26 protein-coding genes are annotated in these 25,421 nt (G+C 68.7%); 14 read left to right on the top strand and 12 right to left on the bottom strand.

The genetic code is table 11. The features are described 5' to 3' along the window. Positions 1-143: 143 nt before the first annotated feature. Genes PMI14_RS09940 through PMI14_RS09925 form a run of 4 tightly spaced genes read left to right on the top strand, consistent with a single transcriptional unit; the run spans position 144 to position 3,833 of the window. Entirely contained in the window at positions 144-1,856 is a 1,713-nt protein-coding gene (locus PMI14_RS09940) for an EAL domain-containing protein (RefSeq protein WP_007853446.1), read from the top strand. Continuing rightward, a complete protein-coding gene (locus PMI14_RS09935; RefSeq protein ID WP_007853444.1) occupies positions 1,853-2,989 on the top strand; it encodes a saccharopine dehydrogenase NADP-binding domain-containing protein in 1,137 nt (378 codons plus the stop codon). The genes PMI14_RS09940 and PMI14_RS09935 overlap by 4 nt, the downstream gene beginning before the upstream one ends. Then, positions 2,986-3,357 (top strand): DoxX-like family protein, encoded by a 372-nt coding sequence (locus tag PMI14_RS09930; RefSeq protein WP_007853442.1) that lies wholly within the window; start codon positions 2,986-2,988, stop codon positions 3,355-3,357. The genes PMI14_RS09935 and PMI14_RS09930 overlap by 4 nt, the downstream gene beginning before the upstream one ends. Further along, on the top strand, positions 3,354-3,833 hold the full coding sequence (locus PMI14_RS09925; protein ID WP_007853439.1) for a DUF2269 domain-containing protein: 480 nt from the start codon (positions 3,354-3,356) through the stop codon (positions 3,831-3,833). Before PMI14_RS09930 ends, PMI14_RS09925 begins: the two co-directional genes overlap by 4 nt. A 7-nt stretch (positions 3,834-3,840) precedes the next feature. Here the strand turns inward: PMI14_RS09925 and PMI14_RS09920 are convergent, their stop codons facing one another. The 4 genes from PMI14_RS09920 to PMI14_RS09905 are packed head-to-tail and all read right to left on the bottom strand — an operon-like array spanning position 3,841 to position 7,000. Next, complete coding sequence (locus tag PMI14_RS09920) at positions 3,841-4,662, bottom strand: molybdate ABC transporter substrate-binding protein (RefSeq protein ID WP_007853437.1); 822 nt, start codon at positions 4,660-4,662, stop codon at positions 3,841-3,843. A 15-nt stretch (positions 4,663-4,677) separates the two neighbouring features. Beyond that, a complete protein-coding gene (locus PMI14_RS09915; protein ID WP_007853433.1) occupies positions 4,678-5,511 on the bottom strand; it encodes an extracellular solute-binding protein in 834 nt (277 codons plus the stop codon). Beyond that, complete coding sequence (locus tag PMI14_RS09910) at positions 5,508-6,224, bottom strand: phosphate ABC transporter ATP-binding protein (RefSeq protein ID WP_193353619.1); 717 nt, start codon at positions 6,222-6,224, stop codon at positions 5,508-5,510. The genes PMI14_RS09915 and PMI14_RS09910 overlap by 4 nt, the downstream gene beginning before the upstream one ends. A 38-nt stretch (positions 6,225-6,262) precedes the next feature. Continuing rightward, positions 6,263-7,000 carry an ABC transporter permease gene (locus PMI14_RS09905; protein WP_007853426.1) on the bottom strand — a complete coding sequence of 246 codons (738 nt, stop codon included), beginning with the start codon at positions 6,998-7,000 and terminating at the stop codon, positions 6,263-6,265. A 49-nt stretch (positions 7,001-7,049) separates the two neighbouring features. Here PMI14_RS09905 and PMI14_RS09900 point away from each other — a divergent pair, with 49 nt between their 5' ends. The 4 genes from PMI14_RS09900 (at position 7,050) to PMI14_RS09885 (ending at position 11,072) form a co-directional block, all read left to right on the top strand. Further along, positions 7,050-8,162: a substrate-binding domain-containing protein gene (locus tag PMI14_RS09900; RefSeq protein WP_007853424.1), complete on the top strand. Its 1,113-nt coding sequence runs from the start codon at positions 7,050-7,052 to the stop codon at positions 8,160-8,162. 192 nt (positions 8,163-8,354) lie between these two features. After that, entirely contained in the window at positions 8,355-8,894 is a 540-nt protein-coding gene (locus tag PMI14_RS09895; protein WP_007853420.1) for a TRAP transporter small permease subunit, read from the top strand. Between the two features lie 118 nt (positions 8,895-9,012). Beyond that, positions 9,013-10,554 carry a TRAP transporter large permease subunit gene (locus PMI14_RS09890; protein WP_007853416.1) on the top strand — a complete coding sequence of 514 codons (1,542 nt, stop codon included), beginning with the start codon at positions 9,013-9,015 and terminating at the stop codon, positions 10,552-10,554. A gap of 23 nt (positions 10,555-10,577) precedes the next feature. Further along, positions 10,578-11,072: a hypothetical protein gene (locus PMI14_RS09885; RefSeq protein WP_007853414.1), complete on the top strand. Its 495-nt coding sequence runs from the start codon at positions 10,578-10,580 to the stop codon at positions 11,070-11,072. Positions 11,073-11,116: 44 nt separating this feature from the next. Here PMI14_RS09885 and PMI14_RS09880 read toward each other — a convergent pair whose 3' ends face one another. Beyond that, on the bottom strand, positions 11,117-11,569 hold the full coding sequence (locus tag PMI14_RS09880) for a helix-turn-helix domain-containing protein (protein ID WP_007853411.1): 453 nt from the start codon (positions 11,567-11,569) through the stop codon (positions 11,117-11,119). Between the two features lie 118 nt (positions 11,570-11,687). Here PMI14_RS09880 and PMI14_RS09875 point away from each other — a divergent pair, with 118 nt between their 5' ends. Continuing rightward, on the top strand, positions 11,688-12,893 hold the full coding sequence (locus tag PMI14_RS09875; RefSeq protein ID WP_007853409.1) for an MFS transporter: 1,206 nt from the start codon (positions 11,688-11,690) through the stop codon (positions 12,891-12,893). Positions 12,894-12,945: 52 nt separating this feature from the next. Here the strand turns inward: PMI14_RS09875 and PMI14_RS09870 are convergent, their stop codons facing one another. The 5 genes from PMI14_RS09870 to xseB form a co-directional block, all read right to left on the bottom strand. Further along, positions 12,946-14,028, bottom strand: a complete 1,083-nt coding sequence (locus PMI14_RS09870; RefSeq protein WP_007853407.1) for a TRAP transporter substrate-binding protein — start codon at positions 14,026-14,028, stop codon at positions 12,946-12,948. Between the two features lie 282 nt (positions 14,029-14,310). Beyond that, on the bottom strand, positions 14,311-15,393 hold the full coding sequence (locus PMI14_RS09865; RefSeq protein ID WP_007853405.1) for a TRAP transporter substrate-binding protein: 1,083 nt from the start codon (positions 15,391-15,393) through the stop codon (positions 14,311-14,313). Between the two features lie 172 nt (positions 15,394-15,565). Beyond that, complete coding sequence (gene dxs / locus PMI14_RS09860) at positions 15,566-17,449, bottom strand: 1-deoxy-D-xylulose-5-phosphate synthase (protein ID WP_007853402.1); 1,884 nt, start codon at positions 17,447-17,449, stop codon at positions 15,566-15,568. A 112-nt stretch (positions 17,450-17,561) separates the two neighbouring features. Continuing rightward, entirely contained in the window at positions 17,562-18,506 is a 945-nt protein-coding gene (locus tag PMI14_RS09855) for a polyprenyl synthetase family protein (RefSeq protein WP_007853401.1), read from the bottom strand. Further along, positions 18,503-18,745, bottom strand: coding sequence for an exodeoxyribonuclease VII small subunit (xseB, locus tag PMI14_RS09850; RefSeq protein WP_007853400.1), 243 nt, complete (start codon positions 18,743-18,745; stop codon positions 18,503-18,505). Before xseB ends, PMI14_RS09855 begins: the two co-directional genes overlap by 4 nt. 359 nt (positions 18,746-19,104) lie before the next feature. Here xseB and PMI14_RS09845 point away from each other — a divergent pair, with 359 nt between their 5' ends. The 5 genes from PMI14_RS09845 (at position 19,105) to flhC (ending at position 23,692) form a co-directional block, all read left to right on the top strand. Next, positions 19,105-20,244, top strand: coding sequence for an aromatic ring-hydroxylating dioxygenase subunit alpha (locus PMI14_RS09845; RefSeq protein ID WP_007853398.1), 1,140 nt, complete (start codon positions 19,105-19,107; stop codon positions 20,242-20,244). 119 nt (positions 20,245-20,363) lie between these two features. Further along, positions 20,364-21,275 (top strand): DMT family transporter, encoded by a 912-nt coding sequence (locus tag PMI14_RS09840; protein WP_007853396.1) that lies wholly within the window; start codon positions 20,364-20,366, stop codon positions 21,273-21,275. Between the two features lie 323 nt (positions 21,276-21,598). Beyond that, the gene (locus PMI14_RS09835; protein ID WP_007853393.1) at positions 21,599-22,501 is read left to right on the top strand and encodes a sulfurtransferase; all 903 of its coding nucleotides are present in this window, start codon (positions 21,599-21,601) and stop codon (positions 22,499-22,501) included. Positions 22,502-22,749: 248 nt separating this feature from the next. Then, a complete protein-coding gene (gene flhD / locus PMI14_RS09830) occupies positions 22,750-23,076 on the top strand; it encodes a flagellar transcriptional regulator FlhD (protein WP_007853391.1) in 327 nt (108 codons plus the stop codon). A gap of 58 nt (positions 23,077-23,134) precedes the next feature. Further along, complete coding sequence (gene flhC / locus PMI14_RS09825) at positions 23,135-23,692, top strand: flagellar transcriptional regulator FlhC (protein ID WP_007853388.1); 558 nt, start codon at positions 23,135-23,137, stop codon at positions 23,690-23,692. A gap of 99 nt (positions 23,693-23,791) precedes the next feature. Here the strand turns inward: flhC and PMI14_RS09820 are convergent, their stop codons facing one another. Both PMI14_RS09820 and PMI14_RS09815 read right to left on the bottom strand, forming a co-directional pair. Then, complete coding sequence (locus PMI14_RS09820; RefSeq protein ID WP_007853386.1) at positions 23,792-24,358, bottom strand: FlgO family outer membrane protein; 567 nt, start codon at positions 24,356-24,358, stop codon at positions 23,792-23,794. Next, on the bottom strand, positions 24,355-25,134 hold the full coding sequence (locus PMI14_RS09815) for a hypothetical protein (RefSeq protein ID WP_007853383.1): 780 nt from the start codon (positions 25,132-25,134) through the stop codon (positions 24,355-24,357). Before PMI14_RS09815 ends, PMI14_RS09820 begins: the two co-directional genes overlap by 4 nt. Positions 25,135-25,421: the final 287 nt, after the last annotated feature.

Here is a 25,421-nt window from a genome sequence, read left to right as displayed (position 1 = left end):
CTTGGGCCGTGCCAGTTTCGCGGCTCGGGCATGGCGTGCAGCGCCATGGAGCGCTGAAATGGCGGCCCAGTTCCTGGGTCCAGCCTCCCCGACATGGGCAGGTCGTATGATGACTGCACAAGATTTTGGGGGGAAGGGTCAGGATGTTTTCAATCGGGCATGACGCCACGCAGGTGTTCGCGGTGGGCTTTCCGCCGCTGCTGCACAGCCTGCTGTTCTGGATCTTCGCCTCGCTGGTCGTGCACGTGTGCCAGCGGCTCGTGGAGCACACGGCCTTTGCCATCGACCCGTCGAGCCGGCGCATCAGCGCATCCCATGCCGCCCTGTGCATCGGCTGCGTCGTGTGGGCGCTGGACGTGGTGGGCATGCTCATGTATGCCGAGCTGGCCGGCCACATGCTGGGCCTGGTGCCCGCGCTCACGGGGCTGGTCATCATGGCGCTGAGCGCGCGGCTGACGGTCCCCACGCTGAGCACCAGCACCAGCAAGGCACGCATCCTGCTGGCCGGGACCGGGCTGTCGCTGGGCATGCTGGCCGCACACTTCACCATCTCCGAAGACTACGTATCGAGCTATGCGCGGGTGAACGGTCTGGCCGTCGTGCTGGCCCTGGCCACGGCCATCGGCATCGCCGCCTACACCTCCATACGCCACCGCGCGGCCAAGATGAAGGCCCTGACGCGCATCTACATTCCCCAGAAATGGCAGGACAAGCTCCTGGCCGGCGCCGCCATCCTGGTGCTGCACTGGCTGCTGGTGAACACCTTTCCCCTGGAATGGCCCGACAGCGCCGCGCCCACCGACGGGGTGGCGCTGCTGGTGATCGTGCTGCTGTTCGGCATGGCCATCGCCACCGAGCAGCTGAGCAACATGCGCTTCGACCAGGCGCGCCAGCAGCTGCTGCGCCGCGGCCTGTCGCTGATGCGCACCTCCAGCTACGAAGTGCAGGCGCCCGAGGGAGACATCCAGCTGTCGCTGATCGCGGACCAGCTGCCGCAGCTGCTGCTGCCCGAGCAACTGGTCCTGCACTTCCAGCCGATTGCCGACCTGGACAGCGGCGAGGTGCAGTTCGAGGCGCTGCTGCGGGTGCGCAGCGAGCTCCTGGGGCCCATCCATCCCGAGGCCTTCCTGCTGGTCTGCGAACTGCAGGGCAAGACGCCCCTGGTGGACCGGTTGATCCTGACCAACGCCATGGCCTGGGCCTGCCAATGGCGCAGCGCTGGCATGGCGGCGGCGAAGTTCAGCGTGAACGTGGCACCGGCCACCCTGCTCGAAGAGGATTTCGCGCACTGGCTGCAGGCCGAGCTCGCGCGCCGTGCCCTGCCCGGCAGCGCCCTCAAGCTGGAGCTGACCGAGCACGCACTGATCGCCAGCGGCCCGCGCATGCTCGAATCCATCCGCCGACTGCAGGCCATCGGCGTGGGCGTGCTGATGGACGACTTCGGCGCCGGGTACTCCTCGCTGGGCATGCTGGCCGACCTGCCGATTGCCGGCATCAAGTGCGACCGCCTGTTCATGCGCCAGCTGGCCCAGGACCCTCGGCGCCAGTCGCTGCTGCGGCACGTGGGCGCGCTGGCCAGCGAGTTCGGCCTGTCGGTGGTGGTGGAAGGGGTCGAGACCCCGGCCGAGCTGCAGACCCTGGCGGCCTGTGGCCTGCCCACCATCCAGGGCTATGTCTTTTGCAGGCCCATGCCGGCTGCCGACGTGCCCTGCTGGAACCAGGCCCAGTGGCCCCAGCACCTGGCCACACTGCGGGCCCAGGCGGGCACGACCGACTCCCCGGAATCCCCCGAACCCCACGCCTCCCCTGCGGCGGCTGCCGCCTGGATGCAGCAGCCCCAAGGGGCCCGCCGATGAGCACTGCTGCACTGACCACCCTGGTGCTTGGGGGCTATGGCAACTTCGGCGCCCGCGTCTGCCGCGCACTGGCCGGCGACCCGAGCATCCACCTGCTGGTGGCCGGCCGCAGCGCCGCCCAGGCCCAGGCCCTGGCAGCCACGCTGGGCCCGGGTGCCCAGGGCGTCGCGCTGGACCACAGCGCGCCCGGCCTGGCGCAGACCTTGAAGGCGCTCGGCGTGGGCCTGGTGGTCCACACGGCGGGGCCGTTCCAGGCGCAGGGCTATGCGGTGGCCGAGGCGGCCGCCGAAGCCGGTGCGCACTACATCGACCTGGCCGACGGGCGCCGCTTCGTCTGCGACTTCCCGGCGGCCCTGAACGCCCGGTTCACGGCGGCGGGGCGCACGGCGGTCTGCGGCGCCAGCACGGTGCCGGCCCTGTCCTCGGCGGTGGTGGACCAGCTGTGCGCCGGCTGGCAGCGCATCGACAGCATCGACATCTGCATCGCCCCGGCCCAGCGCGCGCCGCGCGGCCAGGCCACCCTGGCAGCCGTGCTCAGCTACTGCGGCGAGGCCATCCCCGTGTGGGAGGACGGCCGCTGGCAGAACCGGCTCGGCTGGGCGGCGCCCACCCTGGTGCGGTTCCAGCGCCTGCGCCCGCGCCGGGCGGCGGTCTGCGACATCCCCGACCTGGAGCTGCTGCCGGCCCATTACCGCGTCACGCAGCGGGTGGACTTTCGCGCCGCACTCGAAGTGGGTCTGGCCCAGCGCGCCTTCGCTGCCATCGCCGCGCTGCGCGCCTGGGGCGTGCTGCGGCGCCCCGAGCGCCTGGCCGGGCTCATGCACCGCACGGGCGGGGTCTTCGACTTCCTTGGCACGCCGCTGGGCGGCATGGTGGTGCGCGTGGCCGGTGCCGATGCACAGGGCGCACCGCGGCGCCGCGCCTGGCACATCGCCGCCGACAACGACCACGGCCCCGAGATCCCCTGCATGGCCGCCATCCTGCTGGCGCGCCAGCTCGCGCGAGACCATGCCGTCCTTCCGGTCGGCGCCCACACCTGCACCAGCCTGCTGCCGCTGGCGGCCTTTGCGCCCGAGTTCACGAAATGGGGCATGGTGACGGACGTGGTGGAAGAAGAGGCCCCAGCACCATGAGCGACGCCCACCGCCGCCTGCTGCGCTACAGCCTGGTCTTCGTCTGGCTCGCCACGGCGGTCGTCAGCGTCTGGGAGCTCGACGGCCAAAGCCGCCAGCTGCTGGCCACCCTGCCCTTCAACAGCCCACAGGTCGTCACCGCCCTGGTGCTGGCCGGCGCCGCCGCCGACGCCGTGGTGGGCCTGTGGATCGCTCTGTGGCCCGGCCGCGTGGCCTATGCCGCTGCGCTGCTGCTGATGGGGGTGATGACGCTGCTGGCCACCGCCATCGAGCCCGGGTGGTGGCTGCACCCCTTCGGCCCGCTGACCAAGAACCTGCCCATCGCCGCCATCCTGGTGGTGCTGCTGCGCGACGACCCCCGACCATGAGCCTGTACCTGACCCTCAAGTGGATCCACATCGTCTCCAGCGTGCTGCTGGTGGGCACGGGCCTGGGCTCGGCCTACTACATGTTCTTTGCCAACCGCAGCGGCAACCTGCAGGCCCAGGCCGTGGTGGCGCGGCTGGTGGTGCGGGCGGACTGGTGGTTCACCACGCCCACGGTGTTCATCCAGCCCGCCACGGGGCTGGCCATGGCGCACATGGCAGGCCTGCCCCTGTCCACGCCCTGGCTCGCCGTCTCGCTCGCGCTGTACGTGCTGGCCGGCCTGTGCTGGCTGCCCGTGGTGTGGCTGCAGCTGCGCATGCGCGCACTGGCCCAGCAGGCGGCCGACGCCGGCAGCGACGCCCTGCCCCCCACCTACTGGCGCTACGCCCGCTGGTGGGAGGCGCTGGGCTACCCGGCCTTCGTGGCCATGGTGGTGGTGTTCTACCTCATGGTGGCCAAGCCTTCTCTGGAATTCTGAACACCGGTCAGGGCGCCGCAAAGCCCATCCGCTTGAACACCGCCTGGGCGGATTCCGAGAGCAGTGCGCGCACGAATGCATGCGCTGCAGGCGGAGCCCCCGAACGCACCGACACGCCGTAGGCGGCGCCCACCTGCAGCGCGGGCGGCACCTGTACCACCTGCAGGCGCGGCAGCTCCCGCTGGCTGGCAATGGCGTTGGTGCAGTAGGTCAGGAAGACATCGGCCTGCCCCTGCTCCATGACCCAGGCATAGGTGCCGCGCCCGGCGGGTGGCTTGGGCGAGCTGGCACCGCCGGTGAGCTGCAATGCCTTGGCCTCCAGCACCGCGAAGGCCCCCGGTTGCACCGCCTCGGCACGGCGGAACAGCTCCCAGGCATAGTCGCCCGAGGGGTCGGCGAGCGGCGTGGAAGTACCCAGCCGGATATCGGGCCGCAGCAGGGTGGCCAGCAGGGTCGCGGGGGTGGTGCGGACCTGCTCGGCGGCCAGGGCGCACAGGCCGTTGCGCACGAACACCACGGGCGCCTGCCAGCCGCCCCGGGCCGCCAGGCGTGCCGGGTGCTGCGTATCCGCCGACGCGAACACCTGGGCCGGCGCACCCTGCTCGATGCGCTCGCGCAGCAGTCCCGATGCGCCGAAGCTCAGTTCCACCGGCTGGCCCGTGCGCGCCTGGTGCGCGGCGGCCACCTCGGTGAACACCTCGCGCAGGCTGCCGGCAGCATAGACCTGCAGCGCCGCGGGCGCAGCGGCCGGCTCGGCCGGCGGGCTAGCGCAGCCCGCCATGGCCAGCATGGCCCCCGCCGCCAGGGCCCTGGGCATCCAGCGGTGCATGGCGCGGGCCCACCCCTACTTGCCGGCGTTGGGGAAGAACAGCTGCTCGCCGCCGATCTTGTAGGCGGCGATGCTGGCCTGCCCACCGGGCGAGACCACCCAGTCCACGAACTTCTGGGCGTCCTGCACCTTGATCTGCGGGTGCTTGGCCGGGTTGACCACCATCACCCCGTACTGGTTGAACAGGCGCGTGTCGCCCTCGACCAGCACCACCATGTCGGCGCGGTTCTTGAAGTTGAGCCAGGTGCCCCGGTCGGCCAGCACGTAGGCGCCGCTGGAGGCAGCGATGTTCAGCGCCGGGCCCATGCCGCAGCCGCATTCCTTGTAGCCGCCGCCCTTGGCCGCCTCGGCGCCCGCGAGCTTCCAGTAGCGCAGCTCGGCGGCGTGTGTGCCGCTCTTGTCACCACGCGAGATGAACGGGGCGCTGCCGGCCGCCAGCTTCTTCAGGGCCTCGACGATGTCCTTGCCCTGCGTACCCGCCGGGTCGGCCTTGGGGCCCACGAGGATGAAGTCGTTGTACATCACCGGGTAGCGCTTGACGCCCCAGCCATCGGCCACGAACTTCTCCTCGGCCACCTGGTCGTGCACGAAGAGCACGTCGGCATCGCCGCGGCGCGCCATGTCCAGCGCCTGGCCGGTGCCCAGGGCCACCACCTTGATGTCGATGCCACTGGCTTTCTTGAACTCCGGCAGCAGGTGGCCGAACAGGCCCGACTGCTCGGTGGAGGTGGTCGATGCCATGGTGATCGTGGCCTGCGCAAATGCCGCGCCATGCGACAGGGCCAGGGCCAGTGCGACCGCAGAGGGAACCAAGAGCAGGTGGCGGCGGGCCATCGTGGGTTGTCTCATCCTATTTCTCCTTTGACGAACAAACGCGCGGCCTCCGGCAGGGGGCCGTTGAAAAAGTCGTGCACCGGCAGGGCGGCCACGATGCGGCCCTGCTCCAGGTAGACCACGCGGCTGGCCAGGCGCTTGACCTGGCCCAGGTTGTGGCTGCTGAACAGCATGGTCACCGCCTGGGTGCTTCCGTCCGGCTGCACCGCGCTGCCTGCCAGGTCGGCCATCAGGCCCTCGACCTCGCGCTTGGCATGCGGGTCCAGGCTGGCCGTGGGCTCATCGAGCAGCAGCACGCCGGGCCGCAGGCCCCAGGCGCGCGCCAGCGCCACGCGCTGCTGCTGGCCGCCCGACAGGGTGCGCGCGTTCTGCGCGGCAATGGCCTCGAGCCCCACGCGCTGCAGCGCTGCCAGGGCCTGGGCCCGGGCCTCGCGCCAGCGCGTGCCGCGCAGCCACAGCGCCAGCGCCACATTGTTCTGGGCACTGGTGCGCAGCATGTGCGGGCGCTGGAACAGCATGGCCTGGCGCTGCGCCGCGTCGCACCGCACCTGGCCGGCACTGGGCGGCACCAGGCCGTGCAGCACGCGCAACAGGGTGCTCTTGCCGCTGCCGTTGGCCCCCACCAGGGCCACGCGCTCACCCGGGGCAATGCGCAGGTCGATGTCGGCCAGCGCCTGCACACGGCCGTAGCGCACGGCCACGCCCTGCAATTCGATCAGCGGGGACAGGACGGGCGGCATGGCCACGGGCTGGGGCTCGGGATGCCTCATGCCGCCACCCCCGCCAGGACGTCGGAGGCACCGCCATCGACCCGCTCGCGCCAGCGGCGCAGCAGCGCGATCAGCACGTTCAGGGCCAGCACCACGCCCAGCAGCACCAGGCCCAGCGCCAGCGCCAGCGGCAGGTCGCCCTTGCTGGTCTCGAGGGCGATGGCCGTGGTCATGACGCGGGTGAAGCCATCGATGTTGCCGCCCACGACCATCACCGCGCCGACTTCGGAGATGGCGCGGCCGAACGCGGCGATCAGCACCGTGAGCAGCGCATAGCGCTCGTCCCAGGCCAGCAGCAGGCTGCGCAGCAGCGGGCCGGCTCCCAGCGAACGCAGCTGCTCGCCATGGGCGCGCTCGGCGTCTTCCACCACCTGGCGCGTGAGCGCGGTGACCACCGGCAGCACCAGGATGGTCTGGGCCAGCACCATGGCCTTGAAGCTGAACAGCCAGCCCAGCGCACCGAACGGGCCGCTGCGCGACAGCAGCAGGTAGACCACCAGCCCCACCACCACCGAGGGCACGGCGAGCAGGGTGTTGAGCACCGCCAGCACCGCCCCCCGGCCGGCGAACCGGGCCACGCCCAGCCAGGCCCCGAGCACCAGGCCCGCGGCGCAGGCCAGCGCACAGGCCGTGGCGCTGACCGACAGGGAGCGGCCGACGATGGTCCACAGCGCCGGGTCCCCTGACAAGGTCAGTTCGAGGGCGGTGATGGCGCTTTGCGTCAGGGTGGACATGCTTGGGCTATCGTATGGACCTCCTTCTTCTCCAGCGATATGAACGGCCGTGCATAAGGTCCAACTTCACTACACGCTCAGCCGCGATGCGGGCGACACCCAGATCCGCAACCCCCTGCCCGAACTGCTGCAGGCGGTGGCCGAACAGGGCTCCATCTCCGGCGCGGCGCGTGCGCTGAAGCTGTCCTACCGCCATGTCTGGGGCGCCCTCAAGCGCTGGGAGGAGCAGCTGGGCGGTGAATTGATCATCTGGGGCAAGGGGCAGTCCGCGCAGCTCAGCGAGTTCGGCGCCAAGCTGCTGTGGGCCGAACGCCAGGCCCAGGCCCGGCTGGCGCCGCAGATCGCCGCCCTGCATGCCGACCTGGAGCGGGCCTTCGCCGTGGCCTTCGACGACCAGGCGCATGTGCTGACCATGTATGCCAGCCATGACGATGCGCTGGCGGCGCTGCGTGCCTATGCGGCCACGCCGGGCGAAACCGGCGCGCTGCATCTGGACATCCGCTTCACCGGCAGCGTGGACGCGATCCGCGCGCTCAACGAAGGCCGGTGCACGATTGCCGGCTTCCATACGCGGGAGACACCCGCCGCCGATTCGCTGGCCGCCCGCACCTACAAGCCGCTGCTGCGACCGGGGCGCCACAAGATCATCGGGTTTGCCCAGCGCACCCAGGGGCTGATCGTCGCGCGCGGCAACCCACTGGGCCTGCAGACGCTGGCCGACGTGGCCCGCCCGGGCGTGCGCTTCGTGAACCGGCCCCTGGGCACCGGCACGCGCGTGCTGCTGGACGACCTGCTGGCGCAAGCGGGTCTCGGCCCTGGCGACCTGCAGGGCTATGAGCGCCACGAACCCTCGCACACGGCCGTGGCCCAGGCGGTGGCGGCCGGCGCGGCCGACGTGGGCATGGGCATCGAGCTGGCGGCCCACGCCCGGGGCCTGGGCTTCGTGCCCCTGGCGCAGGAGCGCTACCACCTGGCCTGCCTCAAATCCACGCTGGAGCAGCCGGCCACCCAGGCGCTGCGCGACCTGCTGCAGACCACGGCCTGGCAGGCGCAGATGGCGGCCCTGCCCGGCTATGCGCCCATGCACTGCGGCGAGGTGCTGTCCATGAGCGCCGTGCTGCCCTGGTGGCAGTTTGCCCGGCCCAAGCCTGCACGGACCTGACGCCGCAAAGCCGGGCGCCCAGGCGGCAAGGCCCGCGCTGGCACGGGGCCGGTGGGGGGAGCCTGAGGAAAACCCTATCCCCGCGCGTCAGGCTTTCTTCAGCGCCCAGGGGGTACCATCCGCGTTACTTTCAGACACCCGGCAGCGCTTCGGGTGCGTCTGCGCTCTTTTCAAAACCCCAGGAGACACAAGGTGTCAGCACTTCTCAAATTGGCTTTGGGCATGGACTGGATCTCCAGCCAGCTCAGCAAGGTGGCAACATGGACCGTGCTTGCGGCGGCCATGATCTCGGCGGGCAATGCCTTCGTCCGCTACGGCCTGGACTACAGCTCCAACGCCTGGCTGGAGATCCAGTGGTACCTGTTCGCCGCCACGGTGATGATGGGCGCACCCTTCGTGCTGTACATGAACGAGCATGTGCGCGTGGACATCATCTACGGCAAGCTGCGCGGCAACAAGCAGGTCTACGTGGACATCATGGGCCTGGCGCTGTTCCTGCTGCCGGCCATGGGCCTGATCGCCTACCTGAGCTGGCCCTTCTTCCTGCGTGGCTTCGTTTCGGGCGAGATGTCGGGCAACTCGGGCGGCCTGATCCGCTGGCCCGCGCTGCTGCTGCTGCCGGTGGGCTTTGGCCTGATGTTCCTGCAGGGTGTCTCCGAGATCGTCAAGCGGGTGGCCCATCTGCAAGGCATCTACCAGATGAACACCCACTATGAAAAGCCGGTGCAATAACCAGGGCCGATGAACACCCCATCGTGACACAGCAGTCCTCCCTGCGCAGCCCGCCGGCCCGCCCCGCCCGCTAGCGCACCGACTGCGCCCCCATTCCCGGATACTCAGGAACAACAAAATGCATATGGAAAACTTTGCCCCGATCATGTTCGCGGGGCTGGTGCTGGTGATGCTGATCGGCTTCCCCGTCGCCTTCTCCCTGGCCGCCCTCGGGCTGGCCTCGGGCTTCTTCGCCATCGAGATGGGCTGGTTCCCGGCCGTCTTCATGTCCAACCTGCCGATCAACATCTTCGGCATCCTGAGCAACGAGCTGCTGCTCGCCATCCCGTTCTTCACCTTCATGGGCGCCATCCTCGAGAAGTGCGGCCTGGCGGAGGACATGCTCGACTCCATGGGCCAGCTGTTCGGCACCGTGCGCGGCGGCCTGGGCTACTCGGTCATCATCGTGGGCTTCATCCTCGGCGCCATCACCGGCACCGTGGCCGGCCAGGTGATCGCCATGGCCCTGATCTCGCTGCCCGTGATGGTGCGCTATGGCTACAACATGCGCTACGCCACCGGCGTGCTGGCCGCCTCGGGCACCATCACCCAGCTGGTGCCGCCCTCGCTGGTGCTGATCGTCATGGCCGACCAGCTCGGCCGCTCGGTGGGCGACATGTACCGCGGCGCCTGGGGCCCCTCCATCCTGCAGGTGCTGATCTTCGCGGGCTACACCTTCATGTTGGGCGTGTTCAAGCCCCACTACATCCCCGGCATCCCGAAGGAAGCGCGCACCATGTCCGGCGCCAAGCTGTGGCTCAAGTGCCTGCGCGGCATCATTCCCTCGGCGCTGCTGATCTTCGCCGTGCTGGGTTCCATGGGCGGCCTGCCGGGCATCGACACCGCCATCGCCACACCGACCGAAGCCGGCGCCATGGGCGTGGTGGGCGCCATGATCCTGGCCGCCATCCACAAGCGCCTGACCTGGGCCCTGATGTGGGAGGCCATGCAGGGCACCATGCGCCTGACGGCCATGGTGGTGTTCATCCTGATCGGTGCGCGCGTGTTCTCGATGGTGTTCCAGGGCGTGGACGGCGCCAAGTGGGTCGAGCACATGCTGTCGGGCCTGCCCGGCGGGCAGATCGGCTTCCTGATCGCGGTGAACCTGTTCATCTTCTTCCTGGCGTTCTTCCTCGACTTCTTCGAGATCGCCTTCATCATCCTGCCCATGCTCGGCCCGGTGGCCGACAAGCTCGGCATCGACCTGATCTGGTTTGGCGTGCTGCTGTGCGTGAACATGCAGACCAGCTTCATGCACCCGCCCTTCGGCTTCGCGCTGTTCTACCTGCGCGGCATCTCCAACACCCTGTTCAAGGAGGGGCGCATTCCCAAGCCCATCCTGTCGAGCGACATCTACATGGGCGCCATCCCCTGGGTGATCATGCAGCTGCTGCTGGTGACCATCGTGATCTTCGTGCCCCAGACGGTGACCATGTTCCTGCCCAAGGCCGAGGTCATCGACACCGACAAGGTGCAGATCGAGGTGCCCGCCGACGACCTGATGAACTCCGACTCCAACTCCTCGGGCGCGGGTGAGAACCCGTTCGGTGACCCCGCTCCGGCGGCCTCGGATGCCGCACCGGCTGCCGCGGCGCCTGCGGGCTCCGACGCCAAGCAGTGAGAACGCAAGTGGCAGCCCTGTCCATGCTGAACCAGACCCCCATGTCCATGCCGGAGCCCTTTCGCTTCACCCCCGAAGGGGGCGAGGTGGCAGGCTCGGCGTTCTCGCCGACCTTCCGGGCATTGGCCACGGTGATCGTGGGCGGCTGCGCCCTCTGGTTCGCCCAGCTGTGGTCGCGCGGCGCCCTGGGTTCCAGCACGGGGGTGAGCAACGGCGCGGGCTGGTTCATCGCCGGCCTGGTGCTCATGGCCTGGACCTGGTGGAGCATCATGGTCAGCCGCACGCGCATCAGCAAGGACGGCCTGCACCAGCGCTGGGTCTGGGACAAGGCCCTGCCCTTCGACGACCTGGCCTACGCCAAGCTGATCCGCGTGCGCGGCCTGGGCTGGCTGATCGCACCGCGCCTGTACGTGCGCACGCTGGCCGGCAAGTTCACCGTGTTCTACGGCGCCACGCCCGCGCTGATCCAGGAGTTCGAGCGCGTCAGCGCCGAGCTCAAGGCCTTCCGCAGCTTCTGAGCTCCTCCCCCATCCCCTCGAAACCGCGCCCTGGCGCGGTTTTTTCATGGGGCGGTAGGTTTGCGCACCACCGCCTGCCAGGCGCCGAGCACCTGGCCATCGGCGCCGCGCGGCTGCATGGGAGCAAGCTCCTGCCCCGTGGCCCGCTCCAGCAGCTGCGAACGGGCCTCGCCCGGCTGGAAGAGCTGCTGCTCACCCCACTGGCGCAGGGCCACCACCACCGCAAACAGCTGCTCGCCGCGGGGCGTGAGCACGTACTCCTGGTAGGAGGTGCCGTCGGATGCCGGCTGCACGGCCAGGATGCCCTCTTCTACCAATCTGCGCAGGCGTTCGGCCAGGATGCTGCGGGCCACGCCGAGGCCGCGCTGGAAGTCACCGAAACGGCGCGTTCCGTCGAAGGCGTCGCGCACGATCAGCAGGCTCCAGCGGTCGCCGACCAGGTCGACCGAACGCGCCACGGGACAGGTTTCGGCGACGGCATGCTTGCGCTGGGACATGGTGACTCCTCGGTGATGGCACTGCCCGCAGGGGTGTTTTTGCGAGAACAGGTTTCATTTTAAGACTGGTTTGCCTAGAATCAAACTGGTCTTTATTTGAAACTAGATTGCTTGATCCATGCCCCAACCCCTGTCCACAGCGGCCACCATGCCCCGTGTCCTGGTGGCGCTGTTCGCCTGCGCCAGCGGGCTCTGTGTCGCCAATGTCTACTACGCCCAGCCCCTGCTCGATGCGCTGGCGGCCGACTTCGGGATCCGCCCTGCCGCCATCGGCGCGGTGGTGGCGGCCACACAGGCGGGCTGCGCCCTGGCCCTGGTGCTGCTGGTATCCCTTGGTGACCGCATGGACCGGCGGCGCCTGATGCTGTGGCAGTGCGCCGCCCTGGTCGCAGCGCTGTTCGGCACGGCCGCGGCCACCTCTGCCGCAGCCTTGCTGGCGGGCATGCTGTGCCTGGGCCTGTTGGGCACGGCCATGACCCAGGGGCTGATCGCCTTCGCGGCCACCGCCGCGGCGCCGCAGGAGCGGGGCCACGTAGTAGGTGCCGCCCAGGGCGGCGTGGTCATCGGCCTGCTGCTGGCGCGGGTGGCGTCAGGCCTGCTGGCCGACCTGGTGGGCTGGCGCGGGGTCTACACCGCCGCGGCGCTGGCCATGCTGGCCCTCATGGCCCTGCTCTGGCGCGCGCTGCCTCCCGCGCCGTCGTCCGCAGGCGGGCTCGCCTACCCGGCCCTGGTCGGCTCCATGCTGACCCTGCTGCGCACCGACCGGGTGCTGCAGATCCGCGGCACGCTCGCCCTGCTGATGTTCGCGGCCTTCAGCATCTTCTGGAGCGCCATGGTGCTGCCCTTGCGCGGGGCGCCCCATGCGCTGTCGCACACGGCCATCGGCGCCTTCGGCCTGGTGGGGGCCCTCGGGGCGCTGGCCGCCACGCGTGCCGGGCGCTGGGCCGACCGGGGCCTGGCCCAGCGTGCCACCGCAGGCGCGCTGGCGCTGCTGCTCGCGGCCTGGCTGCCGCTGTGGCTCATGCCGCATTCACTGGGGTGGCTGGTGCTGGGCGTGGTGGCACTGGACCTGGGCGGCCAGGCCATCCACGTGACCAACCAGGCCCTCGTCCTGCGCGGCGACGCGGGCCTGCATGGACGGCTGGTGGGCTGCTACATGCTGTTCTATGTCGCGGGCAGCGGGCTCGGTGCCGCAGCCTCCCCCGCCGTCTTTGCAGCCTGGGGCTGGAGCGGGGTGTGCGCGCTGGGCGCGGCCGTCAGCGCGTCGGCAGGCGTCTTCTGGGCGGCCAGCCTGCCGTACATGCCGCATGAAAATGGCGCATAAAAAAACCGCGCCGAGGCGCGGTTTTTGGCAGCAATGACAGGCCGGGACCGTATCAGAGCTTGACGGTCTGCATGTAGCTGTCGAAACGGCTTTCGGCCACGCGGAACCATGCCACCTGGTCGCGCTGGAAGGCGCGGAAGTCGGCAAAGATCTTCTTCCACTCGGGGCTCTTGGCGTCGTTCTCGGCGTACACCTCTTGCGATGCCTTGAACGAGGCGTCGAGCACGTCCTTGGTGAAGGGCAGGAGCTTGATCTTGGCGCCGATCAGCTGCTTCAAGGCCACGGGGTTGCGGGCGTCGTACTTGGCCAGCATGTCGGATGCAGCCTGTGCCGATGCGGCAGCCACGATGGCCTTGTTTTCGGGCGTGAGTGCGTCGAAGGCCTTCTTGTTGATGTAGAAGTCCACTTCAGGACCGCCTTCCCACCAGCCGGGGTAGTAGTAGTGGGGCGCGACCTTGTTGAAGCCCAGCTTCTGGTCGTCGTAAGGACCCACCCACTCGGCGGCGTCGATGGTGCCCTTTTCGAGCGCCTGGTAGATTTCGCCGCCAGGAAGGCTCTGGGGCACCACGCCCATCTTGGTCATCACGTCACCGACCAGACCGCCACCCAGGCGCATCTTCAGGCCCTTGAGGTCGGCGACCGACTTGATTTCCTTGCGGAACCAGCCACCCATCTGGGTGCCCGTGTTGCCACCGGCAAAGCTCAGCATGCCGTAGCCGGCATAGAACTCGTCCATCAGCTTGCGGCCATTGCCGTGCATCATCCAGGCATTCATCTGGCGTGCGTTCATGCCGAAGGGAATGGCCGAGCCGATGGCGAACGCGGGGTTCTTGCCGTAGAAGTAGTAAGGCACGGTGTGGCAGGCTTCCACGGAGCCTTGCTGCACGCCGTCCACCACGCCGAAGGCGGGCATCAGCTCGCCGCCGGCATGCACGGAGATTTCGAACTTGCCGCCGGACATGGCCTTGACCGCGTTGGCAAACACTTCGGCACCGCCGTAGATGGTGTCCAGGGGCTTGGGGAAGCTCGATGCCAGGCGCCAGCGCACGGCAGCCTGCGCATGCACGGCCGGTGCGACACCGGCGGCGAGGACACCGGCAATACCGGCATGCTTGATGATTGAACGACGATCCATGAGTTCTCTCCGAATACTTGTGATTGCACACCCTGGCATGCAGGCGGGTCGCCCGCGGCCAAGGACCTTCTAGCCCGATTGATTGTAGGAACATGCCCCCCCGTGGATTTGCGGGTTTTCCCGTGAAAGCCCGCCCCCTGCGCGAGGGCTTCAGGGTTCTGCAAGCATCCGCTGACGGTGCTGGAAACTGGCGCGCCCAAGCCAGGGCAGCCGAGGAAGGGCCGCCGCGCACCGAGGGCTGCTTCCCCCTTGGGGGCATGGCGCGAAGCGACTCAGGGCGTTTCAGATCTTCTGTGCCGACATGAACGTGTCGTAGCGCGCCTCGGCAAAGCGGAACCAGAGGATCTGGTCACGCTGGAAGTTGCGCATGTCGGCGTAGATCTTCTTCCACTCGGGGCTTCTGGCATCGTTGTGCGCAAAGGCCTCCATCGATGCACGGAACGCGGCGTCCAGGATGACCTGCGAGTACGGCAGCACCTTGGTCTTGGCAGCCACCAGCTGCTTGAGCGCGTTGGGGTTGAGCGCATCGTAGCGGGCCAGCATGTCGGCATGCGCATAGGAGGCCGCGGCTTCGATGATGAAGCGGTAGTCGGGCGTGAGGGCGTCGTAGGCCTTCTTGTTCACGAACAGGTCCACCTCGGGCCCGCCCTCCCACCAGCCAGGGTAATAGTAGAACGGCGCCACCTTGTTGAAGCCCAGCTTCTGGTCGTCGTAGGGCCCGATCCATTCGGCCGCATCGATGCTGCCCTTTTGCAGGGCCTGGTAGATCTCGCCGCCCGGCAGGCTCTGGGGAATGGCACCCAGCCGCTGCATGACCTCGGCCACCAGGCCGCCGCCCACGCGGATCTTGAGGCCCTTGAAGTCCGCCGGGGTCTTGACCTCGCGCAGGAACCAGCCGCCCATCTGCGTGCCGGTGTTGCCGCAGGCAAAGCTCACCATGTTGAAGCCGGCATAGAACTCGTTCATGAGCCGGCGCCCGTTGCCGTGCAGCATCCAGGCACTCATCTGGCGCGCATTGAAGCCGAAGGGCACGGCACAACCGAGCGCAAACGCCGGGTTCTTGCTGTAGAAGTAGTAGGGCACGGCATGGCACATCTCCACCGTGCCGCTCTGCACGCCATCCACCACGTCAAAGGGCGGCATCAGCTCGCCACCGGGGTGCACGGAAATCTCGAACTTGCCATTGGACAGGGTGCGCACCGCCTTGGCAAACACCTGGGCGCCACCAAAGATGTTGTCCGAGGTGCGGGGAAAGCTCGATGCAATGCGCCACCGCAGCGTGGCCTGGGCATGCACGGCCGGCGCGACGCCAGAGGCCAGTACACCCGCCAGGCCGGTGTGCTTGATGAGCGAACGGCGATGCATACGACTTCTCTCCTGTTTCCGCGGGGGGTGGATGCGGCAGCGATGCGTGCTGCGCAGGGGCGCGCGTGCAGATCAATGCAGCGCGCCTGCATTGTAGGAGGAGCCCCGCCAGGGTGCTGTGCGGGTTTTCGACAGCCCCTGCGCGCCGCGAAGCCGCGCCGGAGAAGCCGACTCAGCCGAGGAACCGGGCCCGCACCGCACGCTCGATGCCCGCGGCATCGAGCCCCTGCAGCGACAGCAGCTTGGCCGGGTCGCCATGCTCGATGAACGCGTCGGGCAGGCCCAGCTGCAGCACCGGGCGCACGATGCCGGCCGCGTTCAGCGCCTCGGTCACGGCACTGCCGGCACCGCCCATGGTGGCGCCTTCTTCCACCGTGACCAGCACGTCGTGGCGCTCGGCCACATCGCGCAGCAGTTCCACGTCGACGGGCTTGGCCCAGCGCATGTTGGCCACGGTGGCATCCAGGGCCTCGCCCGCCTCGAGCGCAGGGTACAGCAGGGTGCCGAAGGCCAGGATGGCGATGCGCGGACCGGCCTCGCCAGCAGCGGCCTTGCGCTCGCGGCGGATCTCGCCCTTGCCGAAGGGCAGGCCTTCCAGCCCGGCCAGCGGCGCCACGCCGGCCCCGCTGCCACGCGGGTAGCGCACGGCCACGGGGTGGTCCTGCTCGAAGGCGGTGGACAGCAACTGGCGGCACTCGCGCTCATCGGCCGGGCAGGCCATGCTCATGTTGGGGATGCAGCGCACGAAGGGAATGTCGTAGGCGCCCGCATGCGTGGCGCCATCGGCCCCCACCAGGCCCGCACGGTCGAGCGCGAACACCACGGGCAGGTTCTGCAGCGCCACGTCGTGGATCAGCTGGTCGTAGCCGCGCTGCAGGAAGGTCGAGTAGATCGCCACCACGGGCTTGAGGCCCTCGCAGGCCATGCCGGCCGCGAAGGTGACGGCATGCTGCTCGGCAATGCCCACATCGTAGTAGCGCTCGGGAAAGCGCTTTTCGAACTCCACCATGCCCGAGCCTTCGCGCATGGCCGGGGTGATGCCCACCAGGCGCTGGTCGTGCGCCCCCATGTCGCACAGCCACTGGCCGAAGACCTGGGTGAAGGTCTGCTTGGGGCTGGCCGTGCCCTTGACCAGGCCCACGGCCGGGTCGAACTTGCCGGGGCCGTGGTAGGCCACGGGGTCGGCCTCGGCCAGCTTGTAGCCCTGGCCCTTCTTGGTGACCACGTGCAGGAACTGCGGGCCCTTGAGGCTCTTGATGTTCTCAAGCGTGGGGATCAGCGAGTCGAGGTCGTGCCCGTCAATGGGCCCGATGTAGTTGAAGCCGAATTTCTCGAACAGCGTGGCCGGCACGACCATGCCCTTGGCCTGCTGCTCGAAGCGCTTGGCCAGCTCCAGCAGCGGTGGCACCGGGCGCAGCACGGTCTTGCCCACGTTCTTGGCGGCCGCGTAGAACTGGCCGCTCATGAGCTGGGCCAGGTAGCGGTTGAGCGCACCCACGGGCGGGCTGATGCTCATGTCGTTGTCGTTGAGCACAACCAGCAGGTTGGCATCGGCCACGCCGCCGTTGTTCAGCGCCTCGAAGGCCATGCCGGCCGTCATCGCGCCGTCGCCGATGATGGCCACGGCATGGCGGTTCTCGCCCTTGACCTTGGCGGCCAGCGCCATGCCCAGCGCGGCCGAGATGCTGGTGCTCGAATGCGCCGTGCCGAAGGTGTCGTAGGGGCTCTCGGCGCGCTGCGGAAAGCCCGAGATGCCGCCCATCTGGCGCAGCGTGTTCATGCGGTCGCGCCGGCCGGTCAGGATCTTGTGCGGGTAGGTCTGGTGGCCCACGTCCCACACCAGCCGGTCCTCGGGCGTGTTGAACACATGGTGCAGGGCCACGGTGAGCTCCACCGTGCCCAGGTTGGAGCTCAGGTGCCCGCCCGTCTGCGACACGCTTTCGAGCACGAAGGCGCGCAGCTCGGTGGCCAGGGCCTTGAGGTCGGCCCGCGGCATGGCGCGCAGGTCCGCCGGGTCGTTCACGGTCTGCAGCAGGGGATAGGAGGTCGTGGACATTTGCTATTCTTTTTGGAGTCGATCAGTGCTCACGAGGCAAGCGCCATGCGCCAGCGGGCGCCTGCGTCTTCATGCATCGTACCAATGGGCCGGGAGAGCCTTGCCAGAGCCATCAATGCGTCCTGTCCACCACCATGTCGGCGAGGGCGGCCAGAGCGCGGGTGTCGGCCAGGCCGCTGCGCGCCAGGGCGGCGTGGGCCTGCACCTGCAGCTCGCGGGCATAGGCCTGCGCGGGTGCCAGGCCGAGCAGGGACACATAGGTCGGCTTGTCGCTCGCGGCATCCTTGCCGGCGGTCTTGCCCAGCGTGGCGGAATCGGCCACCACGTCGAGGATGTCGTCCACCACCTGGAAGGCCAGGCCCATCACGGCGCCGTAGTCGGACAGGGCTTCGTGCGCCCGCGCGTCCGCCGGGCCACAGGCCACGCCCATCATCACGCTGCCCTGCAGCAGTGCGCCGGTCTTCAGGCGGTGCATGTGGCGCAACTGGTCCTCGGTCAGGGCCAGGCCCACGCTGGCCAGGTCGATGGCCTGGCCGCCGGCCATGCCGGCCGAGCCGGCCGCGCGCGCCAGCAGACGGCACAGGGTGGCCTGCATCGCGGCGGGCACGCTGCCGTCGTCGGGCGTGAGCAGTTCAAAGGCAAAGGCCTGCAGCGCATCGCCGGCCAGGAGAGCCTGGGCCTCGCCGAACTGCACGTGCACCGTGGGCTTGCCCCGGCGCAGCACGTCGTTGTCCATGCACGGCATGTCGTCGTGCACCAGGGAATAGGCATGGATCAGCTCGACGGCACAGGCGGCGCGCAGCGCCGCCCCATCGGACACGGCATGCGCCGAAGCCGCGATGTCGGCACCGCTGCACACCGCCTCCTCGGCCGCCAGCACCAGCAGCGGGCGCAGGCGCTTGCCGCCGTCGAGCACCGCATAGCGCATGGCCTCACCGAGGCCGGCGGGCGCGCCCTCGCCCACCCAGCGGGACAGGGCTTCCTCGACGCGGGAGAGGTGGCGCTGGCTCCAGGAAGCCAGGTCGATGGGGGAATTCACCACGGGCGCCGCGCTCATTCGGGCGTCCAGGCGTGCAGGCCGCCTTCGTCCAGCACCTTGATCTGGTCCTGCACGGCGTCCAGGCGCTTGCGGCAGAAGGCCAGCAGCGCGGCGCCACGCTGGTAGCCCGCGAGCATCTGGTCCAGGGGCAACTGGCCCGACTCGATCCGGCCCACAAGTTGCTCCAGCTCTTCCAGCGCCGCTTCATAGCTGGCGGGTTCTGCAGGGGGCGCGGCGGTGGCAGGGGCCTTGGGCATGGGTGGAGGCGGTGGACAAGCACCGCGAATGGAAAAACCGCTGATTTTAGGCCCAGCGCATGGCGCCCCTGCCCACAGGTCCCCGGTTTGGCGGGCGCAGCCGGTCCGGACGGCGACCGCCCGGCCGCAACCACCCCGCCAGGGCGCGGGCCGGCCGAACCCCTGCCTGCCCCATCCGGGCGCGGGCCGCAGCCCGCTTGCCAATACACGCAGGGGGGGTGCGGGAATGGGGCGGCGGAATAACCCCATTGGCTATAATCCCATTCTCGTCCAGCCGGCCTATGCGCCGGTTTCTTTTTTTCCTCCAGATGTGCCCCCTGGCACACCTCCCTGTGGGGAGTCTTTAGGTCAGGTCACCCATGTCTGATTTAAGTCTTCAACTGCAGCAGGCCGCAAGCCAACTACCAGTTTCAAGCTACTTTGACCCAGCGCTGTTCCAGCGCGAGCTGGACACCATCTTCCAGCGCGGGCCCCGCTATGTGGGGCACCAATTGGCCGTGCCCCATGCGGGCGACTACCACACCCTGCCCCACGAGGCCGGGGGCCGTGCCCTGGTGCGCAATGCCCAGGGCGGGGTGGAGCTCGTCTCCAACGTCTGCCGCCACCGCCAGGCCGTGATGCTCAAGGGCCGCGGCTCGCTGCACACCCAGCAAAAGGGCAGCGCGGGCGGCAACATCGTGTGCCCGCTGCACCGCTGGACCTACAACGCCAAGGGTGAACTGCTGGGTGCGCCGCACTTTGCCGACGACCCTTGCCTGAACCTCAACAACTACCCCCTGCGCGAGTGGAACGGCCTTTTGTTCGAGGACAACGGCTATGACGTGGCCGCCGATCTCGATGCCATGGGCCCGCGCGCCGACCTCGACTTCGAGGGCTACGTGCTCGACCATGTGGAATTGCACGAGTGCAACTACAACTGGAAGACCTTCATCGAGGTCTACCTCGAGGACTACCACGTCGGCCCCTTCCACCCGGGCCTGGGCAGCTTCGTGACCTGCGACGACCTGCGCTGGGAGTTCGGCAAGAACTACTCGGTGCAGACCGTGGGCGTGGCCAACCGCCTGGGCAAGGCCGGCAGCCCCGTGTACGAGCGCTGGCACGAGGCCCTGCTGGCCTACCGCCAGGGCAAGCCGCCCAAGCACGGCGCCATCTGGCTCACGCTGTACCCGCACATCATGGTGGAGTGGTACCCGCACGTGCTCACCGTGTCCACGCTGCACCCCATCAGCCCGACGAAGACGCTGAACATGGTGGAGTTCTACTACCCCGAGGAGATCGCCGCCTTCGAGCGCGAGTTCGTCGAAGCGCAGAAGGCCGCCTACATGGAGACCTGCATCGAGGACGACGAGATCGGCGAGCGCATGGACGCCGGCCGCAAGGCCCTGCTGGCACGCGGCGACAACGAAGTGGGTCCTTACCAGAGCCCGATGGAAGATGGCATGCAGCATTTCCACGAGTGGTACAGGGCTGCGATGGGCGAGGCTGTACCGAAGCGCTGAACAGCGTCGCAAACCTCCCCGAGTATTCGGGTTCAGCCGGAATGCTCTCATTACAATAGCTGCCAGTGCTTGCGTTCCAAGCACGGCAGCTATTTTCATTTTCGAGTCCTGATTTCCCCATGCAAGCCCTCTGGATGGTGTTGGCCGCGTTCCTCTTTGCGAGCATGGGGGTGTGCGTGAAGATCGCCTCGGCCCATTTCAACGCGGCCGAGCTGGTCTGCTACCGGGGCCTCATCGGCATGGGCATCCTGTGGCTGCTGGCACGCTCGCAGAAGGTCTCGCTGGGCACCGCCTACCCGGGCATGCACGCCTGGCGCAGCTCGGTGGGCGTGGTCTCGCTGGGGGCCTGGTTCTATGCCATCGCCCACCTGCCGCTGGCCACGGCCATGACCCTGAACTACATGAGCAGCGTGTGGATCGCCGCCTTCCTGGTCGGCGGCACGCTGCTGGCCTGGCGCCCCTCGGCCGCCACGCCGCGCCCGGCACTGCAGGGCACGCTGATCGTCACCGTGCTCACCGGCTTCGTCGGCGTGGTGATGATGCTGCGTCCCAGCCTGGACCAGAACCAGGCCTTCGCCGGCATGATCGGGCTGATGTCGGGCCTGTCGGCCGCGTTTGCCTACATGCAGGTGGTGGCCCTGTCGCGCCTGGGCGAGCCCGAGTCGCGCACGGTGTTCTATTTCGCGCTGGGCTCGGCAGTGGCCGGCGGCGTGGCCCTGCTGTTCACCGGCACCTCGGCGTGGCCGGGCTGGCAGGCCCTGTGGCTGCTGCCCATCGGCATCCTGGCCGCCGGCGGCCAGCTGTGCATGACCAAGGCCTATGCCAGCGCCAAGACACAGCGCGGCACCCTGGTGGTGGCCAACCTGCAGTATTCGGGCATCGTCTTCGCCGCCATCTACAGCGTGACGCTGTTCGGCGACGTGCTGCCGCCCATCGCCTGGGCCGGCATGGTGCTCATCGTGGGCAGCGGCATCGCGGCCACCGTGCTGCGCGCCCGCGCCGCCCCTGGAACCCCCGCGGAAGAACATTGACATGAAGCACCCCCTGAGTCGCTTCGCGCCTCCGTGCGTCCGCCAAAGACGGCCGCTCTTCGGGCACGTCCAAGCCTGCGCAAGCAGGCTCGGAGCCGCGGCCCTCAGCCCCTCTCTCGTCTCGCTGCGCGAGTCGGGAGGGGGACGCCCCCGGTGCGGCGGGGCGGCCCTTGCACGGGGGCACTGGCATTGGCCCTGCCAGTTTCACGCGATGTGGGCTGCGCATGGCGCCCCACAGCAATCAAAGGCGTGAACAATTGATACGTTTGTGAACGCCGACCATTGACACAATGCAGGGCTCAGCTCTCAACCGTCCCGCTGCCATGACCTACACCACCCTGATCTCCGCTACCGAACTGCAATCGCTGGCCGCCAGCGGCACCCCCCTGATGGTGTTCGACTGCAGCTTCGACCTGACGCAGTCCACCGCCGGTGCGCAGCAATACGCCCAGGCCCATATCCCCGGCGCGGTGTATGCGGACCTGAACGAGAACCTGAGCGCCAAGCACGGCGTGCCCGGCGCATCGGGCGCCGTGGTCACCGCCCAGGAGGCGGACAAGCCCGCATCGGGCGGCCGCCACCCGCTGCCCAGCCGCGAACGCTTTGCGATCTGGCTGTCCAGCGTGGGCTTTGCCAACGGTATGCAGGCCGTGGTGTACGACCGCCAGGGCGCCAACTACTGTGGCCGCCTGTGGTGGATGCTCAAGTGGGCCGGGCACGACGCCGTGGCCGTGCTCGACGGCGGCCTGCAGGCCTGGCAGGCCGCGGGCGGTGCAGTCGCCAGCGGTGAAGAGCCCGCGCACTTCCAGTCCAACTTCGAACTCAAGGAACCCCTGCGCCGCCTGGCCACGGCCAGCGACGTGCTGGCCCACCTGCAGCAGCCCGGCCAGACGGTGGTGGATGCGCGCGCCGCCCCGCGCTACCGCGGCGAGGTGGAGCCGCTGGACCCGGTGGCCGGCCACATTCCCGGCGCCCTGAACCGCCCCTTCGTGGACAACATCGGCCCTGACGGCAAGTTCAAGCCCGCCGCCGTGCTGCGCGCCGAGTTCGACACCCTGCTGCAGGGGCGCGATCCGGCCAGCGTGGTGCACCAGTGCGGCAGCGGCGTGAGCGCCCTGCCCAATCTGATCGCCATGGAGGTCGCCGGGCTCGGGAAAACCGCGCTTTTTGCCGGCAGCTGGAGCGAATGGGTGAGCGATTCTTCACGCCCGGTGGAACGCGGCTGAGCCGGTTGCTGGCGGCCTGAGCGCCTTGCGGCAGCAGGCCGTGGCGCTCTGTGGGGTAGTACCGGACCTTCGGCGTCTGTAAGGCAAATTCCTACACGGACTACCCCTGAACCAGACACGCTGCACAGAGCAACGCCGACTTAATTTTTGATTGGCCTGGTTTCACAATCCATTTCACCGGATCACGCAAAACATGCAAACAGCATGGCAAGGCGAAGCCCCGGAACTGGAACAAAGGAACCACCGCCATGACCAACGAACAACTGCTCGCCGAGATCCGCGAAGCCAACCTGACCTACCTGATGCTGGCGCAGAACCTGATTCGCCACGACAAGGCAGAAGCAGTGTTCCGCCTGGGCATGAACGAAGACGCTGCCGATATTCTGGCATCGCTGTCGGCCGCCCAAGTGCTGAAACTGGCCTCCAGAAACACGCTTCTTTGCAGCTTCCGCGTGGACGACAACCTGGTCTGGAGCTTGCTGACCAACCACACGGCCAAGAAGGTGGGCAACGAAGCCACCAACACCCTGCACGCCAACATCCTGATGGCCAGCCGCGTGTCGGAAGTGCTCTGAGCACCGCGCCTCCCTGCAGCCCGCCCCGCTTGTTCACCGCCTCCTTCGAAAGCCTGCCATGACCACGACTGCCGCCGCCAAAGCCCCAGCCAAGAGCGTACTCAACGAATCCAAGCAGATCGAACGCGCTGCGATGCTGATCGGCATGGGCGCCCGCATGCAGGTGCTGGAGTCGGAAACCACGCTGTCGTATGAACGCCTGATCCGCCTGTACAAGGAGATCGCCGGCAAGTCGCCATCCAAGGGCCAACTGCCCTTCTCGACCGACTGGTTCCTGACCTGGCAGGAAAACATCCACAGCTCGCTGTTCCTGAACATCTACGAATACCTGTCCAAGGGCGTGGACCTGGACTCGGTGGAACTGCTGACCAAGGCCTACCGCCTGTACAACGAGCAGGTCACCACCGCCGAGATCGAACCCCTGCTGTCCTTCACCCGCGCCTGGCGCCTGGTGAAGTTCGTGGACGCCGGCATGCTCACCCGCACCCAGTGCGCCGACTGCAAGGGCCACTTCGTGACCGAGCTCTACGAAAACCGCCACTACACCTGCGGCCTGTGCAACCCGCCCGCCCGCGCCGGCAAGAGCAAGAACGCTGGCGCCCTGATGTTGCACTGACCCGCTGCCCGGCGATGCCGGGCCGCCCACAAATACCAAAGCCCCGCCGGCCGTGCCGTGCGGGGCTTTTTGCTGGAGGAAGGTTTCCTGGCGCGCGATCTACCGCGCGGCCAGCAGCGAACGCACGTTCTCGTCGACGGGCATCGCATAGTCGTGCGCCGCCACCACGGTGTTGCCCACCGGGTTCACGATCTTGAGGCTGATGAACAGCGTGGTGGTCGAGACGGCGTAGGTGCCCACCACCACGGCCTGCGCATCGTGCGCGCGGCTCACCTCGCGCACCTCGCGCGAGAGCAGCAACTCGCCGGTGCCGCGCTGCATGGCCACGTTCTCGCGCAGCTTGAGCTCGGTCACGCGCAGGCCGCGCTGCACCAGGCGCGAGCCGATTTGCTCGGAAAAAATGCGCCCCAGGCGCGAGGACTCGTTCAGGCGGTCCACATTCACCAGCGTGGCCACCAGCACGGCGTGCTGCGGGTCCAGCGGCGCCTGCAACAGCAGCGCATCGGCTGCGCGGTGGTTGCGCTCGATGGTCGTGGGGGTGATCAGGTCCATGAGCCCGCCACCACTGCCACCGGCCTTGTCGCCGTAGTAGTAGGAGGCGCAGCCCGACAGGGCCAGCACCGGCAGCAGCGCCCCGGCGGCGCGCAACAGGCTGCGCCGCATCATGGCGCCACCACCATCATCGGCGGGCTCACCACCTGCCAGGTCTTGACCGGGGTCGGCGGTGGCGGCGGGGGCGGCGGAGGTGGCGGCTGCTGCACTTGGTAGAGCACGGCGTCGTCCTGTTCGATGTAGTACACGTCGGAGGTGCGCGCCAGGTAGCGGTCGCCGCTTTCCAGCGAGGTCGTGATGAGCACCTCGGTGCGCGTCGGGCCGCCCGCGGCGGGGCCGTCGGTGGTGTACTGCGCGGCATCGGCCAGGGCCCCGATCGCGGTCATCCCGGCGACGATGGAGGTGGCGCTGGGCGCGCGGTGGACCCAGTCGCGCGCCACGCCCACGCCCAGGGCCAGCCGGGTCAGGGGCATGGGCAGGCTGTTGGAGACACGGCCCGGGTGCTGCACCAGTTGGGTCTCGAACGCCAGGGTCACGGCCGAGGGCTGGTTGGTGAGCACCACGCCGCGGTCCAGCAGCCGGGTGATCAGCAGCTTGCGAAAGCCATTGTTGAAGCTGGTGTCGCCCGAGGCGGACACGTAGATCGGGTGCTCTCCCGCCGGCCAGTTGCGGATCTTGTCGGAGATGCGCGTGGCCACGTCGTCAGCCAGCACGTCCCAGTGGTGCACGGCACGTGCCTTCTTCTGGTTCGATGCCGGGTAGTTGTCGGCCCGCGGCACGTCGAGCGACGAGCAGCCCGCGGCCAGCAGCGAGGCCACGGCCAGCAGCGGCACGACCACACGGTGCACGACGGGCCGGGCGCGGGCATTGCCCTGCGTGGGTGCGGCCATGCCGGACTGCCCGGCGGGCAGTCGTCGTTCGGAGGGGCCCTGCGGCTGGCCGCCAGGCAATGGTTCAACTTGCATGCAGCCATGCTAGCGGCCCGGCGTCGCCCCCATCGCGCGAATAGCGAGGCAATTGCGTTGCATTTGCGCGGCAGGCGCCTGCCGGCTGTTGCGTTGGCGCGGGCACCTACACAACATTTGCTCACAGTGCGTGACAATCCCCAGCATGACCGCCGCGCCCGCCCCCGCAAGCCCCCCTGTCCCATCCCCCGACCTGCCGCCGCCGGTGCCAC

This window comes from Acidovorax sp. CF316, from assembly GCF_000276605.1.
In the GTDB taxonomy this organism is placed as follows: domain Bacteria; phylum Pseudomonadota; class Gammaproteobacteria; order Burkholderiales; family Burkholderiaceae_C; genus Acidovorax.
Note: the sequence above shows the minus strand (reverse complement) of the source record. Positions and strands in the feature narration are given on the sequence as shown.